Below are 15,391 nucleotides of genomic sequence, written 5' to 3'. Positions count from 1 at the left end.
GATGGCGGAGTAGAATTAGAACCCGGTTCGTGCATATTTCCATCAGGTAGCCTGCTAATGAGCAAAGTCTTTAAACTCAACTCCGATTTTAAACCCTCTGGCGATCAGCCTGAGGCGATCCGCCGTCTGGAAGAGGGTCTGGAAGACGGGCTGGCTCACCAGACTCTGCTTGGGGTAACGGGTTCAGGAAAAACGTTTACCGTCGCCAACGTGATTGCCGATCTCAATCGGCCAACCATGGTGCTGGCACCCAATAAAACCCTGGCAGCGCAGCTGTACGGCGAGATGAAGGAGTTTTTCCCCGACAATGCGGTGGAATACTTTGTCTCCTATTACGATTATTACCAGCCTGAAGCCTACGTCCCCAGCTCGGATACCTTTATCGAGAAAGATGCCTCAGTAAACGAACACATTGAACAGATGCGCCTGTCGGCGACGAAGGCGCTGCTGGAGCGCCGTGATGTGATCGTGGTGGCGTCGGTCTCGGCGATTTACGGTCTGGGCGACCCCGACCTCTATCTGAAGATGATGCTGCACCTGACGCGCGGCATGGTGATTGACCAGCGCGCCATTCTGCGGCGGCTGGCCGAACTCCAGTACACCCGCAACGATCAGGCCTTCCAGCGCGGCACGTTCCGCGTACGCGGTGAGGTTATCGATATTTTCCCGGCGGAGTCCGACGATTACGCGCTGCGGGTTGAACTGTTTGACGAAGAAGTGGAACGGCTGTCGATTTTCGATCCGCTGACCGGGCAAATTACCTCGGTGATCCCACGCTACACCATCTATCCGAAAACCCACTATGTGACGCCGCGTGAGCGTATTTTGCAGGCGATGGAAGAGATCAAAGTGGAACTGGCCGATCGCCGCCAGGTGCTGCTGGCCAACAATAAACTGCTGGAAGAACAGCGTATCAGCCAGCGCACCCAGTTTGATCTGGAAATGATGAATGAGCTGGGCTACTGCTCGGGCATTGAAAACTACTCGCGCTATCTTTCCGGGCGCGGTCCGGGCGAAGCGCCGCCGACGCTGTTTGACTATCTGCCTCCCGATGGCCTGCTGGTGATTGATGAATCACACGTCACCATTCCGCAGATCGGCGGTATGTATCGCGGCGACCGGGCGCGAAAAGAGACGCTGGTGGAATACGGTTTCCGCCTGCCTTCGGCGCTGGATAATCGCCCGATGAAGTTTGAAGAGTTTGAGGCGCTGGCTCCCCAGACCATCTATGTTTCCGCCACGCCGGGAAATTACGAGTTGGAAAAATCCGGCGGTGATGTGATCGATCAGGTGGTGCGCCCAACCGGTCTGCTCGACCCGATCGTCGAAGTGCGCCCGGTCAGTACCCAGGTTGACGATCTGCTGTCGGAGATTCGCCAGCGGGTGGCGATTAACGAACGCGTGCTGGTGACGGTGCTGACCAAGCGCATGGCGGAAGATTTAACCGAGTATCTGGAAGAGCACGGCGAGCGGGTACGCTATCTGCACTCCGACATCGACACTGTTGAGCGTGTTGAAATTATCCGCGACCTGCGCCTCGGCAAGTTTGATGTGCTGGTGGGTATCAACCTGCTGCGAGAAGGGCTGGATATGCCGGAAGTCTCGCTGGTGGCGATCCTCGACGCGGATAAAGAGGGCTTCCTGCGTTCTGAACGTTCACTGATCCAGACCATCGGCCGTGCGGCGCGTAACCTCAACGGTAAAGCGATTCTGTACGGTGATAAGATCACCCCGTCGATGGAGCGCGCCATTGGTGAAACGGAGCGCCGCCGTGAGAAACAGGACGCCTTTAACAAAGAAAACGGTATCGTGCCGCAGGCGCTGAACAAGAAAATTGCCGACATTCTGGAGCTGGGGCAGGGGCTGGCGAAAAACAAAGCCAAACCGCGCAGCATGAAGGGCCGCAGCATTGTGGAAGACGATCCGGGTTATGTGGATCTGTCGCCGCAGGGGCTGCAGAAACGCATCCACGAACTGGAGGCGCTAATGCAGCAGCATGCGCAGAACCTTGAGTTTGAGGAGGCCGCCGAGGTGCGCGATAAGCTGCATCAGGTGCGGGAGCTGTTTATCGCCGCGTCGTAAGCAACGACGCGCTGATTGGCGGCTCTTCACAGATGGGAACGTCGCGGCAGTGAGGCAATGGGTAATGATGACTCACTATCCTGAATCCGGCCCCGTAGCGCACAGTCTTGCGGGGCAGGCTGACTCAGAGCAAGGCGACCAGGGAGCGTAGCGGTGCTGTTTTTCGCTTAGTTAGTTCATCGCCTGGATGGCGTGCTCCAGCGCATTGCGCAGCAGCTGGCGATCGTGGCGATAGCGAATATCGTTAGCCTCCAGCGGCTCCTGTACAACCACCCGGTCGCTCAGCAGGCTGGTATCGCTGACCGGGCCGACCACCAGTGCGTCAATCACCCGCTTGCCAATCGCTTTTTCCATAATCTCCAGTTTATCGGCGACGGTCAGTTTTGCCGCCGCCGGGCTGAGTTCCTTGCCCAGATTGCCGATAAACACCATGGTGGCCGGGCTGCGGCGCAGCGCCTGTGCCAGTTCAGGCACCAGCAGTACCGGCATCAGGCTGGTGTAAAAGCTGCCGGGGCCAATCAGAATCAGGTCGGCTTCGGCAATCGCTTCTACGGCTTCGCGGGTGGCGCTGACCACCGGCGACAGCCTCAGCTCCTGCGGCCGTTGGCTCATCTGATCGATCTCGGTTTCGCCGTACACCAGATGCCCCTCTGCATCGACGGCCACCAGATCCACCGGCTGCTCGGACATCGGGATCAGAAATGCATCGACCTTCAGCAAATTGCGGATAAGATTGATTGCTTCAAGCGGGCGTACGCTGAGGTGGTCGAGGGATTTCAGCATCAGATTGCCGAGATTATGCCCGGCCAGCTCGCCGTTTCCGGCAAAGCGGTACTCAAACATGGCGGAAGCCACACTCGGTTCTGCGATCAGCTGATTAAGGCAGTTACGCATATCGCCCCAGGCAATGCCGCCTTCCGAGCGGCGAATTCGCCCGGTGGAGCCCCCATTATCGGTGGTGGTGACAATCCCGGTCAGACGAGAACCCAAAGGAGAAAGAGCAGACATCACACGGCCCAGACCGTGCCCGCCACCCAGAGCCACCACGCGATCGAGGTCGGCTAACGTGCGATTACGCATAGAATTTTTTCATCACGCTACAAGAATCATTATGTTTAGCATTTTACGCTAACCGGCGGCGAAAATGCGGAAAAATCGTTATATATCATAATATATACCGAAACTTTGTACTGGAATCCAGCCTGCTTTAGCGTTAAAGTTTTAACCAACTTGGTTTACCGATGAGCGGTAAATCACACTTAGCCCTGATACCTAAGTCTTTAAGCGGATACGGTGTCCTGGCCGCAACCTCGAGTTGCCAGGGTGCAGAAAGAAATGCCTGCATCTCCCGACATTGGAAAGGTGTAGCTGGTGCTAAATTTCACGGATAATTACGCCCGTAGTTTTTACTACCTGCGTTTATCGATCACTGACGTGTGCAACTTTCGTTGCACCTACTGTCTCCCCGACGGCTATCGGCCGCAGGGCGCAAATAATAAAAGCTTCCTTTCGCTGGATGAAATCCGCCGTGTGACCCGGGCGTTTGCCGCCGCGGGCACTGAAAAAGTGCGTCTCACCGGCGGGGAGCCCTCAATGCGCCGTGACTTCACCGATATTATAGCCGCCGTTCGCGAAAACAAAGGTATCCGCCAACTGGCAGTCACCACCAACGGCTATCGACTGAAGCGTGACGTTGCCCAATGGCGAGATGCCGGGCTGACCGGGATTAACGTCAGCGTCGACAGCCTCGATCCCCGCCAGTTTCACGCCATCACCGGCCAGGATAAATTTGAAGAAGTGATGCGCGGTATTGATGCCGCCTTCGACGCCGGTTTCAGCAAGGTGAAGGTGAACAGCGTGCTGATGCGTGACGTTAACTACCGCCAGCTCGACTCCTTCCTCGGCTGGATCCGCACGCGTCCCATTCAGCTGCGTTTTATTGAACTGATGGAAACCGGTGAAGGCGGCGATCTGTTTCGCCGGCAGCACGTCTCCGGTGAATCTATTCGTCAGTATCTGCTTGAGCACGGCTGGGTCCTGCAGGCGCGCGCGCGCAGCGATGGCCCGGCACAGGTGTTTCACCACCCCGACTATTTGGGGGAAATCGGTCTGATCATGCCCTATGAGAAGGATTTCTGCGCCAGCTGTAACCGGCTACGCGTCTCGGCCGTCGGTAAACTGCATCTTTGCCTGTTCGGTGACGGCGGCGTGCCGCTGCGCGATCTGCTGGAGAATGACGATCAGCAGGACGCCCTGCAGGCGCGTATCGCCAGCAGCCTCAGCCATAAAAAGCAGACGCATTTCCTGCACCAGGGCAATACCGGCATCACACAAAACCTCTCGTTTATCGGCGGTTAATCTAAGGATTTGATTATGGGTAAAGGTACAGCGGAGTTCATCGCACTCAACGTGGCGATTCTTACCGTGTCGGACAAGCATACGTTGGCCAGCGACACGTCCGGTGACTGGCTGAAAGAGGCGGTGAGCGAAGCCGGGCACCAGGTGCTCGATCGCGCCATCGTGCCGGATAACCGCTACCGCATTCGTGCTGTCGTATCCAGCTGGATCGCCAGCACGGATATGCAGGTGGTGCTGATCAACGGCGGCACCGGTTTCAACAGTAAAAACAGCACCCCGGAAGCCTTACTGCCGCTGTTTGACCGCGAAATTGAAGGCTTCGGCGAGCTGTTTCGCATGGTTTCATTTGAAGATATCGGTACCTCAACGCTGCAATCACGGGCGGTAGGTGGCATCGCCAACCAGACGCTGATCCTTGCCGTGCCGGGGTCAACGTCCGCCTGCCAGCTGGCCTGGGAGCGCATCATTCAGGATCAGCTGGATGCCAGAACGCGTCCGTGCAATTTCGTTTCACATGTAAAGAAGCTTTGATATGTCTCAGTTAACCCACATTAATGCCGCCGGTGAGGCGCATATGGTGGATGTCTCCACCAAACAGGAAACCGTGCGCGAAGCCCGCGCTGAAGCTTTTGTGGTGATGCGTCCGGAAACGCTGCAAATGATTATCGACGGCAGCCATCATAAAGGTGACGTGTTTGCCACCGCACGCATCGCCGGTATTCAGGCGGCAAAACGCACCTGGGAGCTGATCCCGCTGTGCCATCCGCTGATGCTGAGCAAGGTAGAAGTCACGCTTGAAGCGCAGCCCGATCATCACCGGGTGCGCATCGAAACGCTCTGCCGCCTGACCGGCAAAACCGGCGTGGAGATGGAAGCACTGACCGCCGCCTCGGTAGCCGCGCTGACCATCTACGATATGTGCAAAGCGGTGCAGAAGGATATCGGCATCGAACAGTGCCGCCTGCTGAGCAAAAGCGGCGGTAAATCCGGTGATTTCCAGGCGGTGCCTCATGCTTAATATTCTTTTCTTCGCTCAGGTGCGGGAACTGGTTGGCACCGATCGTATCGAGCTGCCTGCCGAGTATGCCGACGTGGAATCGCTGCGCGCGGCGCTGGCCGAACGCAGCGATCGCTGGGCGCTGGCGCTGGAGTCCGGCAAGCTGCTGGCGGCGGTCAATCAGACGCTGGTTTCACATCAGCACCCTTTGCGAGCCGGGGATGAAGTTGCCTTCTTTCCGCCCGTAACCGGAGGCTGAGATGGAAACGCGAATCCGGGTCAGTGCCGAACCTTTCGATATGGCCGCAGAATATGCCTGGCTTTCCGCCTGCGACAGCGACGGGGCGGTGGTGACCTTTACCGGCAAAGTCCGTAATCACAACCTCGGCGATAACGTCAGCGCGCTGACCCTGGAGCACTATCCGGGGATGACCGAAAAAGCGCTGGCCGATATTGTAGCCGAGGCCCGTCAGCGCTGGCCGATGCAGCGGGTGACGGTGATCCACCGCATCGGCGAGCTGTTCCCCGGTGACGAAATTGTGCTGGTGGGCGTCAGCGGTGCGCACCGCGGTGCCGCCTTTGACGGTGCAGAGTTTATTATGGACTACCTGAAAACTCGCGCGCCGTTCTGGAAACGGGAAGCCACCGCCGAAGGCGATCGCTGGGTTGAATCCCGCGACAGCGACAAGCAGGCCGCCGGGCGCTGGCAGCAGCAAAAGGCGGAGTAAAACCGCTTTATCTGATGGATCTACGGTGAATCAGCCGCTAGTCTGAGCGCATAAATCGGGTTAATCGTAAGGATATCCATGCTTTATCGCGCTCTGAATCGCCTCTCTTTGCTGGCCCTGCTGATCCTGGCAGGCTGTAGCAGCCCGACCTCTAAAAAAGCCGACGCGCCGCGTCCCGCCGATGTGAAAACGCAAATCACCCGCCTGCTGCCTGCGGGCGTTAGCGATCGCCAGGGCTGGGCCGGGGATATTTTCGTGGCGCTTAACGGTCTGAATATCCCGCCGACCGCCAGCAATATTTGCTCGGTTATCGCCGTCGCCGGGCAGGAATCTAATTTTAACGCCGATGCGCCCGTCGCGGGGCTGCCGAAAATTGCCTGGGCTGAAATTGACCGCCGCGCGGGCCAGCTGCATATCCCGTCATTCCTGGTGCGTACCGCGCTGATGATCGATTCCCCGAATGGTAAAAGCTACGCCGACCGGCTCGATCGTGTGAAGAGTGAAAAAGAGCTGAGCGCAATATTTGATGACTTTATCAATATGGTGCCGATGGGGCAGAAGCTGTTCGGCAATCTGAATCCCATCCATACCGGCGGGCCGATGCAGGTCAGTATCGCCTTTGCTGAGGCTCACGCCCGCGGCTATCCCTATACGCCGGACGGATCTATCCGCCGAGAGGTATTCACGCGGCGCGGAGGCGTGTGGTTTGGCACCCAGCACCTGTTGGGCTATCCGGCCGACTATCCGGCTCCGCTTTACCGCTTTGCCGACTATAACGCGGGCTGGTACGCCAGCCGCAACGCCGCTTTCCAGGCGGCCGTATCGCGGCTGAGCGGTATCAAACTGGCGCTGGACGGTGACCTGATTAACTACGGCTCCGACAGCGCAGGATCAACGGAAAAAGCGCTGCGCACGCTGGGAAAACGGCTGGACTACAGCGACCGGGCCATTCGCCGTGCGCTGGAAAAAGGAGATGAAGCGGACTTCGGCAACAGCGATCTGTGGCAGGCGGTCTTCGCGCTGGCGGATAAAGACGCCGGGAAGACGCTGCCGCGTGCCGTGCTGCCGGGTATCAAGCTGGAAAGCCCGAAAATAACCCGTAATCTGACCACCGCCTGGTTCGCCCAGCGGGTGAACAGTCGCTATCAGAGCTGCCTGGCGCGCCAGTAACAGCTTCAACCCTGGCTCAACGGGGTGAGTTTGTTTCACGACGAACTGGCACAGTCGGGAATCTATGTGCCAGACTGAGAGCAGATTAACGGGTTTATTCACTTATCTTTGAGAGGAGCATCATGGACAGATATCCACGTTCCAGTGATTCAATCGTTCAACGTGCCAGTACGGGCCTGTCCACTTATATGGCGCAGGTATACGGCTGGATGACCTGCGGCCTGCTGCTGACGGCGTTTGTTTCCTGGTATGCGGCGAACACCCCGGAGGTAATGCAGCTGGTCTTTGCCAATCGCATTACCTTCTTCGGACTGATTATCGTGCAGCTTGGGCTGGTGGTACTGCTGTCGATGATGGTGCAGAAGCTCAGTGGGGCCGTCGCTACCGGCATCTTTATGCTTTACTCGGCGCTGACCGGCCTGACCATGGCCAGTATCTTCCTCGTTTACACCTACTCATCGATTGCCAGCACTTTTGTGGTGACCGCGGGGATGTTCGGTGCGATGAGCCTGTGGGGCTACACCACCAAACGTGACCTCAGCGGTATGGGAAGTATGCTGTTTATGGCGCTGATCGGCATTCTTCTCGCCTCGCTGGTGAATTTGTGGCTGAAAAGCACCGCGCTGATGTGGGCAGTGACCTATATCGGTGTGGTGGTGTTTGTCGGGCTGACCGCCTATGACACCCAGAAGCTGAAAAATATCGGCGAGAGTATCAACGTAGAAGATAAAGAGAATCTGCGTCGCTACTCGATTATGGGCGCACTGACGCTGTATCTCGACTTTATTAACCTGTTCCTGATGCTGCTGCGGATCTTCGGCAATCGCCGCTGATTCAACCTTATCACGGTCCGGGCTTATCCCCGGACCGTTTGCGTCACGCCGCCAGATTCTTTGCTTTCAACGATTTAGCCCGGCTCTCCAGCCACAGATACAGCACCAGCGCCAGTAGCAGCGGGGCGATAAAATAGAGCAGGCGATAGGCCAGCAGCGCGGCAATAATCGTGCCGTGGCCCACCGGTTCACCGCGCAGCAGCGCCAGAAACACTGCTTCCAGTACGCCGATCCCGGCAGGAATATGAATAATCACCCCGGCAATACTGCTAATCAGCAGCACGCCCAGTACCTGTGGGAAATCCACTTTCTGCATCAGCAGCAGCCAGATAATCGCCCCCATCACCAGCCAGTTCGCGCTGGAAACCGTAAACTGCACCAGCGCCATGCGCAGCGAAGGCAGCGCCAGTCTGTGGCCCCGGATGCTCCAGCGGCGGCGGCGGGAAAAGGCACACAGCAACAGATAGACAAACACAAACAGCAGCAGCCCGATGCCAATAGTGCGTAAGGTTGCCGACCCGACAAACCATCCGGCGGGAATTTTCACCATGCCCGCGCTAAATATAATGCCGGACACCAGCACATAGCCCAGCCAGTTGGTGGCGATACTCAGGGTAAAAATGCGGGTAATAGTGCTGCTGCTTAAGCCCAGCCTTGAGTAGAGGCGATAGCGCATCGCCACGCCGCCCACCCAGGTGCTGAGCGTCAGATTGAAGGCGTAACAGATAAACGACACCAGCATCACCTGGCGTTTTTCCAGCTTGTGGCCGCAGCTGGCGCGGCCGATCAGGTCGTACACGCCGTAAGTCAGATAGCTGACGATTACCAGCGCCACCGAAGCCAGAACCGCCGTGCGGTTGTAGTTCACGATGGTGTCCAGCACCTCACTCCAGTCAACTTTGCGAGCGTAAATAACCAGCAGAACGATAACGGCGATAAAAAACAGCCAGGTCATCGCCTTTTTCACCGGTTTCCATAAGCGATGGGATGTCGACATCAGAATTTGGCTCCTTCGTTTTCCGTCCCCATGCGGTCCTGAGTTTCCATTTCCGGCTGTACCGGGGCAGGGACTTCGGCCAGTTTAGGCGTATGGGCAGGTAGCCAGCCGGCAATCGCGGGAAAATGGCGCAGGAAGTGAAACACCACCACGTTTTTACTTAACTGCCACCAGCTCTGCGGCGGCAGCTCGCTCTCTTCCACCCGGCGACAGTCCTCCTGCAGCAGGCGCTCAAGGTTATCCCGCACCTGCTGGTTAAAGTCGCGGTCGTGGATCATCAGATTCGCTTCCAGATTCAGCGACAGGCTGAGCGGGTCAAGATTGCTGGAACCGACGGTGGCCCACTGCCGGTCTTTTACCGCAATTTTGGCGTGCAGCGGGCGGCGGCAATATTCATAAACCTCCACGCCGCCTTTCACCAGAAAGCTGTAGAGCAGCTCTGCACCGACTTTAACGATGGGCATATCCGGTTCACCCTGAACAATCAGCCGCACGCGAACGCCACGGCGGGCCGCATTGCGCATCTCGCGCAGCAGGCGATATCCGGGAAAGAAGTAGGCGTTAGCGATAATCACATCTTCTTTGGCCGTGCGCAGCATCTCGAGGTAATGCTGCTCGATGTCATCGCGGTGATCGCCGTTATCGCGCCAGACCAGCAGCGCCTGTGCGTCACCGGGTGTGGCATTCTGCGCCGGGCGATGGCGTCGGGTACCCCACCAGCGGTGACCCGAACGCTTGCTGCCGATCTCCTGCTGCACGTAGGCGGCAATATCGGCGACGATTGGCCCTTTCACCTCGACGGCATAGTCCTGCTTGGCCTGGGGGCCAAAGCTGGCGTTGTGCTCCGCCGAATAGTTAATGCCGCCTACGAAGGCAATATCACCATCGGCGACCACGATTTTGCGATGCAGGCGGCGGAAAACGTTGGTCCGCATCCCCAGCACCAGCGGGCGCGGATCGTAATAGACGAAGCGAACCCCCTCCGCGGTCAGGCTGTTAACGAAAGTGTCAGGCAGATCGGGTGAGCCATAGCCATCCACCATCATTTCGATATGAACCCCGCGCCGGGCCGCCGCCAGAAGTTCAGCGTGCAGCGCCTGGCCGACGTCGTCATCGAACAAAATAAACGTTTCCAGCAGCAGGTTGTGCTGTGCGCGTTGAATTGCGCCGAAAACGCGAGGGAAAAATTCCTCGCCGTTCTCCAGCAGTCTGATGGAGTTACCTTCTCGCCAGCCTGGTTTCATAGATGGATTTCCACCGCCAGCGGCGCATGATCGGAAAGATGTGACCACGGGCGTAGCGGGATAGTTTGCGGATGACTGATACCGACATTGCGCACGTAAATGCGGTCAAGCCGTAACAGCGGAAAGCGTGCAGGAAAGGTGCGTGCCGGTCGTCCGCGCTGCTGGCTGAACACCTCTTCCAGGCCCGCCTGGCGTTTCAACATATCGTTGGCACGCTGCCGCCAGTCGTTAAAATCCCCGGCGATCACCACCGGAGCATCGGGCGACAGTTCGTTTACCATCTGACAGATCTTCAGCAGCTGAGCACGGCGATCGGCTTCGCGCAGCCCCAGATGCACACAGAAAACGTGCAGCGTTCCCGCTTTTCCGGGCAGGGCGATCTGGCAGTGCAGGATGCCGCGCTTTTCCGTTCCCGCAATGGAAATATCGCGATTCTCAAATTGGGTAATGGGCAGGCGAGAGAGCACGGCATTCCCGTGATCCCCATCGGGATAGACAGCGTTGCGGCCATAGGCGAAGTCCTGCCAGATCGAATCTGCAAGAAATTCGTAATGCGGCACGCCGGGCCAGTTTTCCACCTTCAGCGCATGCAGACGGTGGCTGCCCATCACCTCCTGTAAGAGAACAATATCGGCCCCGGTAGCACGTACTGCGTCTCGTAGCTCTGGCAGGATAAAACGTCGGTTAAAGGGGGCAAAACCCATATGTGTATTAATCGTCAGGATTTTAAATGAAAATCCTTGCGCATTTTGTGACATAATTAGCGCGCTCTCCCTTTCAACTTGTGAAGAGTAAAGTGTAGTCCTTGTCACAAAAGAGTGCTTAATTGCGCTTTTTTTTGCGGATTTGTCCGAAAGTTGAGTTAGTCTGGAGAACTGCGTTACTGGCCTGTGTCAGTAACATGCTTGGGTGGCCAGTCATGGACCACCGGGAGAAACAAATGAAATGGTCTAATCGTATTCAGATTGTCACTGGGCAAAACTGTTTACACATCGCGCTACACCTGCTGCTGATTGCCGCACTGGTGTGGGGATGGAAGCACCATGCGCTGCTGCAGGTTAGCCTGCTGCTGCTGGCGATGTATGCCAGCGTGTTTGCCGCCATGCTGTTGACGCAGCGTGTGCCGGGTTTGCGGCGCATTGGCGATTTCCTTGAAGATGTTACAACCACTTACTATTTCGGTGCAGCGATGTTAGTGCTGCTGGTACTGTCGCGGGTGATCCACAATAACCTGCTGCTCGGTGCCGTAGGGGTTGTGATGCTGGCCGGTCCGGCGGTTGTTTCGCTGCTGGCGAAAGAGCCGGCGCGTTCGCGCCACCGCCAGCGTTAATCCCAGACGGGCCACTTCGGTGGCCCGTTATTTTATCCGCTGAATATCCCCGTATGCCTCCCATGATACCCGCATCTTTTTTAGGATTTCAGTACCAAGAATAACTCCCTGTAGAGCGTGGGGATCTGTTATAATCTGCCGCTTACGCACCGTGGTTTGTGCTCTCATTCAAGCGTCAGGACAATCCTGGCGTCATATTCTCCCCCTGGAAACTACACCGCTTTGCGGTCAGGGCGGACCCGGAGTCAGTCAACTTTATGTCATTTGATTCTCTCGGCCTTAATGCCGATATTCTTCGCGCTGTCGCTGAACAGGGCTATAACGAGCCAACGCCGATTCAGCGTCAGGCAATCCCGGTAGTGCTTTCCGGTCGCGACCTGATGGCCAGCGCCCAAACCGGTACCGGTAAAACCGCCGGTTTTACCCTGCCGTTGCTGCAACTGCTGAGCAGCAGTAATCCGCACGCTAAGGGCCGTCGCCCGGTTCGTGCGTTGATTTTAACGCCAACCCGCGAGCTGGCAGCGCAGGTCGGTGAGAACGTTGCTGAGTACAGCAAATATCTGAACATTCGTTCGCTGGTGGTATTTGGCGGCGTAAGTATTAACCCACAGATGATGAAGCTGCGCGGCGGCGTTGACGTACTGGTCGCCACGCCGGGCCGTCTGTTGGATCTGGAACATCAGAACGCACTTGACCTGTCCAAGGTTGAGATTATGGTGCTGGATGAAGCCGACCGCATGCTGGATATGGGCTTTATTCACGATATCCGCCGTGTGCTGGCCAAGCTGCCGGCAAAACGTCAGAACCTGCTGTTCTCCGCTACCTTCTCTGATGAGATCAAATCTCTGGCGGAAAAACTGCTGCACAACCCGGAGCAGGTGGAAGTGGCTCGCCGCAACACCGCATCTGAGCAGGTTACTCAGCACGTTCATTTCGTTGATAAAAAGCGCAAGCGGGAACTGCTGTCGCAGCTGATTGGTAGCGGCAACTGGCAGCAGGTGCTGGTCTTCACCCGTACCAAGCACGGTGCTAACCACCTGGCCGAGCAGCTGAACAAAGACGGTATTACTGCCGCTGCGATCCACGGCAATAAAAGCCAGGGTGCGCGTACTCGTGCGCTGAGCGATTTTAAAGACGGTAAAATTCGCGTGCTGGTGGCAACCGATATCGCCGCGCGCGGCATCGACATCGAAGAGCTGCCGCACGTGGTGAACTACGAGCTGCCAAACGTGCCGGAAGACTATGTACACCGTATTGGTCGTACCGGTCGTGCAGCGGCGGTGGGCGAGGCGCTGTCGCTGGTCTGCGTGGACGAACATAAGCTGCTGCGTGACATTGAGCGCGTGCTGAAGCGTGAAATCCCACGAATGGCTATCGATGGCTACGAGCCGGACCCAACGATCAAGGCTGAGCCGATCGTTAACGGTCGTCAGCAGCGCGGCGGCGCAGGTGGCGGCGGTGGTCGCGGTCGCGGCGGTGCGCCGGGCCAGCGTAGTGGTGGCGGCGGACGCGGTGCCGGTGGCAACCGCAGTGGCAACGGCAGCAGCAACAGTAGCGGTAACAGCGGTGGCGAGCAGCGTCGCCAGGGCAACGGTGGTGAACAGCGTCGTCAGGGTAACGGCGGCGGTGCGGCTAACGGTTCCGGAGCAGCACGCGGTGCGCGCCCGGAAGGCGGCAACGGTGCAGCACCACGCGTAAACCGTACCCGTCAGCGTCGTGCTAATCCTGGCAACAACGGCTAATTCATTCGGGGGAACCGCCCGGTTCCCCCTTTTACAATCCACAGGTTTATCATGCGCGTGCTACTTGCCCCGATGGAAGGCGTTCTCGATTCGCTGGTGCGTGAACTGCTGACCGACGTCAACGATTACGATCTCTGTATTACCGAATTTTTGCGGGTAGTGGATGCACTGCTGCCGGTGAAGTGTTTTTCTCGTCTCTGCCCTGAACTGGATCACGCCAGCCGGACGCCCTCCGGTACGCTGGTGCGCATTCAGCTGCTGGGCCAGTACCCTGAATGGCTGGCGGAAAATGCCGCGCGAGCGGTGGAGCTGGGCTCATGGGGTGTGGATCTCAACTGCGGCTGCCCGTCGAAAACGGTCAACGGCAGCGGCGGCGGTGCCACGCTGTTAAAAGATCCCGAGCTGATATACCAGGGCGCGAAGGCGATGCGTGCCGCTGTGCCTGCTCATCTGCCGGTGACGGTAAAAATTCGCCTCGGCTGGGATTCCGGCGATCGCCAGTTTGAAATTGCCGATGCGGTACAGCAGGCGGGCGCGACCGAGCTTGCCGTACACGGCCGCACCAAAGAAGACGGTTACAAAGCCGAGCGCATTAACTGGGCGGCAATTGGTGAAATCCGTCAACGTTTAACGATTCCGGTGATCGCCAACGGCGAAATCTGGGACTGGCAGAGCGCGCAGGACTGCCTGGCGGCGACAGGATGCGATGCGGTCATGATTGGGCGCGGCGCGCTGAACGTGCCCAACCTCAGCCGGGTGATCAAGTACAACGAGCCGCGTATGCCGTGGAACGACGTCGTGATGCTGCTGAAGAAATACGTACTGTTGGAAAAACAGGGCGATACCGGCCTGTACCACGTCGCGCGCATCAAGCAGTGGCTGGGCTATCTGCGTAAGGAATACGAAGAAGCCAGCGGGCTGTTTGCTGAAATTCGTGCGCTGGGCACTTCAAAGGATATCGCGCAGGCGATTGGCAATATCCGCGTCTGAACCAGGCCGAACAGCGATAACCACCTGACCTGAATTCGCCGAAAGCACGCTATGTTACTTTGTTATCTCGTGCGGGGCGTTTGTCGTTCGCTGTCCGGCCCCGCGCAGGTTGGCGCTAAATCTGGCTTACTGAGCCACATAGCCACCGTCCACCAGCAGGGCGGCGCCGTTAATAAATGAAGCATCATCGCTGGCGAGAAACGCTACCGCGCTGGCAACTTCCTCCGGGCGACCAAGGCGGCCTGCCGGATGCAGTTTCACCAGCGCGGCTTTCGCTGCCGCTCCCTGCGGATCGAGCAGCGGCGTATCTATGTAACCAGGGCAAACGGCATTCACGCGTATATTCCTGGCAGCGTAGTCTATTGCCAGGGTTTGCGTCAGCAACTTCACGCCGCCTTTCGCCGCGGAATAAGCGGTCACCCCGTGTTTCCCTACCCAACTGTGAATTGAGCCGCAGTTAACGATAACGCCAGGCTGCTGCTGCGCGAGCCAATACTCTATGGCGGCCTTATCCAACAGAAAAACGCCGGTGAGGTTGATATCAATGGTTTTGCGCCATTTCTCCAGCGAAAGCGCGTCGGCGGGGGCATCATCGGCGATACCTGCATTGGCAAATACAATATCCAGGCGGCCAAAGCGCACAACCGTCTGCTCAATCAGCTGTTGATTCTGCAGGGCATCGGTGACGTTAATCTTAAAGAACAGGCTCTGATGACCTTCGCTGTTCAGGCGGTTTTCCAGCTTTTTACCCGCCGTCTCATTCAGGTCAGCAATCACCACTGCAGCACCTTCCGATGCCAGCCGTTGAACGGTCGCTGCGCCAATCCCGCTGGCACCGCCGGTCACGATCGCCACTTTTCCTTTAAATCGCATGATCAAATCTCCCTTAAATGAACCCATTCAGCCTAAGCTTCAACGGC

16 protein-coding genes and 1 riboswitch are annotated in these 15,391 nt (G+C 57.6%); of the genes, 11 read left to right on the top strand and 5 right to left on the bottom strand.

Going from position 1 to position 15,391, the window contains the following annotated elements; all coding sequences use genetic code 11:
- Positions 1–57 precede the first annotated feature (57 nt).
- On the top strand, positions 58–2,082 hold the full coding sequence (gene uvrB, locus JOE09_RS07350; RefSeq protein ID WP_200547721.1) for an excinuclease ABC subunit UvrB: 2,025 nt from the start codon (positions 58–60) through the stop codon (positions 2,080–2,082).
- 171 nt (positions 2,083–2,253) lie between these two features.
- Here the strand turns inward: uvrB and JOE09_RS07345 are convergent, their stop codons facing one another.
- Positions 2,254–3,162: a gluconeogenesis factor YvcK family protein gene (locus JOE09_RS07345; protein ID WP_200547720.1), complete on the bottom strand. Its 909-nt coding sequence runs from the start codon at positions 3,160–3,162 to the stop codon at positions 2,254–2,256.
- Between the two features lie 163 nt (positions 3,163–3,325).
- Positions 3,326–3,463: riboswitch (molybdenum cofactor riboswitch) on the top strand.
- Here JOE09_RS07345 and moaA point away from each other — a divergent pair.
- The 7 genes from moaA to JOE09_RS07310 all read left to right on the top strand — a co-directional run bounded on the left by moaA (position 3,454) and on the right by JOE09_RS07310 (position 8,168).
- The gene (gene moaA, locus JOE09_RS07340; RefSeq protein ID WP_105591128.1) at positions 3,454–4,440 is read left to right on the top strand and encodes a GTP 3',8-cyclase MoaA; all 987 of its coding nucleotides are present in this window, start codon (positions 3,454–3,456) and stop codon (positions 4,438–4,440) included. It overlaps the preceding riboswitch by 10 nt.
- Before the next feature lie 15 nt (positions 4,441–4,455).
- Positions 4,456–4,971, top strand: coding sequence for a molybdenum cofactor biosynthesis protein B (gene moaB / locus JOE09_RS07335; protein WP_105591129.1), 516 nt, complete (start codon positions 4,456–4,458; stop codon positions 4,969–4,971).
- Position 4,972: 1 nt separating this feature from the next.
- Positions 4,973–5,458, top strand: a complete 486-nt coding sequence (gene moaC, locus JOE09_RS07330; RefSeq protein WP_205065327.1) for a cyclic pyranopterin monophosphate synthase MoaC — start codon at positions 4,973–4,975, stop codon at positions 5,456–5,458.
- Complete coding sequence (gene moaD / locus JOE09_RS07325) at positions 5,451–5,696, top strand: molybdopterin synthase sulfur carrier subunit (RefSeq protein WP_105591131.1); 246 nt, start codon at positions 5,451–5,453, stop codon at positions 5,694–5,696. The genes moaC and moaD overlap by 8 nt, the downstream gene beginning before the upstream one ends.
- Before the next feature lies 1 nt (position 5,697).
- Positions 5,698–6,165 (top strand): molybdopterin synthase catalytic subunit MoaE, encoded by a 468-nt coding sequence (gene moaE, locus JOE09_RS07320; RefSeq protein ID WP_205065326.1) that lies wholly within the window; start codon positions 5,698–5,700, stop codon positions 6,163–6,165.
- A 78-nt stretch (positions 6,166–6,243) separates the two neighbouring features.
- Positions 6,244–7,335, top strand: a complete 1,092-nt coding sequence (locus JOE09_RS07315) for a DUF1615 domain-containing protein (protein ID WP_205065325.1) — start codon at positions 6,244–6,246, stop codon at positions 7,333–7,335.
- Between the two features lie 122 nt (positions 7,336–7,457).
- The gene (locus JOE09_RS07310) at positions 7,458–8,168 is read left to right on the top strand and encodes a Bax inhibitor-1/YccA family protein (protein WP_105591134.1); all 711 of its coding nucleotides are present in this window, start codon (positions 7,458–7,460) and stop codon (positions 8,166–8,168) included.
- 43 nt (positions 8,169–8,211) lie between these two features.
- Here the strand turns inward: JOE09_RS07310 and JOE09_RS07305 are convergent, their stop codons facing one another.
- From JOE09_RS07305 to JOE09_RS07295, 3 genes are read right to left on the bottom strand one after another with little or no spacing between them, the layout of a single operon-like run.
- Positions 8,212–9,165: a lysylphosphatidylglycerol synthase domain-containing protein gene (locus JOE09_RS07305; protein WP_205065324.1), complete on the bottom strand. Its 954-nt coding sequence runs from the start codon at positions 9,163–9,165 to the stop codon at positions 8,212–8,214.
- Positions 9,165–10,409: a cardiolipin synthase ClsB gene (gene clsB / locus JOE09_RS07300; RefSeq protein ID WP_205065323.1), complete on the bottom strand. Its 1,245-nt coding sequence runs from the start codon at positions 10,407–10,409 to the stop codon at positions 9,165–9,167. The genes JOE09_RS07305 and clsB overlap by 1 nt, the downstream gene beginning before the upstream one ends.
- Positions 10,406–11,167 (bottom strand): endonuclease/exonuclease/phosphatase family protein, encoded by a 762-nt coding sequence (locus JOE09_RS07295; protein WP_205065322.1) that lies wholly within the window; start codon positions 11,165–11,167, stop codon positions 10,406–10,408. Before JOE09_RS07295 ends, clsB begins: the two co-directional genes overlap by 4 nt.
- A gap of 182 nt (positions 11,168–11,349) precedes the next feature.
- Here JOE09_RS07295 and JOE09_RS07290 point away from each other — a divergent pair, with 182 nt between their 5' ends.
- From JOE09_RS07290 to dusC, 3 genes are all read left to right on the top strand, one after another.
- Positions 11,350–11,739, top strand: a complete 390-nt coding sequence (locus JOE09_RS07290) for a YbhQ family protein (RefSeq protein WP_105591138.1) — start codon at positions 11,350–11,352, stop codon at positions 11,737–11,739.
- Positions 11,740–11,996: 257 nt separating this feature from the next.
- Positions 11,997–13,481, top strand: coding sequence for an ATP-dependent RNA helicase RhlE (gene rhlE / locus JOE09_RS07285; RefSeq protein ID WP_205065321.1), 1,485 nt, complete (start codon positions 11,997–11,999; stop codon positions 13,479–13,481).
- 51 nt (positions 13,482–13,532) lie between these two features.
- Positions 13,533–14,471: a tRNA dihydrouridine(16) synthase DusC gene (gene dusC / locus JOE09_RS07280; RefSeq protein WP_205065320.1), complete on the top strand. Its 939-nt coding sequence runs from the start codon at positions 13,533–13,535 to the stop codon at positions 14,469–14,471.
- Positions 14,472–14,597: 126 nt separating this feature from the next.
- Here the strand turns inward: dusC and JOE09_RS07275 are convergent, their stop codons facing one another.
- Positions 14,598–15,344, bottom strand: coding sequence for an SDR family NAD(P)-dependent oxidoreductase (locus JOE09_RS07275; RefSeq protein ID WP_239552985.1), 747 nt, complete (start codon positions 15,342–15,344; stop codon positions 14,598–14,600).
- Positions 15,345–15,391 lie beyond the last annotated feature (47 nt).

The sequence above is a fragment of the Pantoea coffeiphila genome, from assembly GCF_016909495.1.
In the GTDB taxonomy this organism is placed as follows: Bacteria; Pseudomonadota; Gammaproteobacteria; order Enterobacterales; family Enterobacteriaceae; genus Erwinia; species Erwinia coffeiphila.
This window is presented reverse-complemented; position numbering and strand designations above follow the sequence as displayed.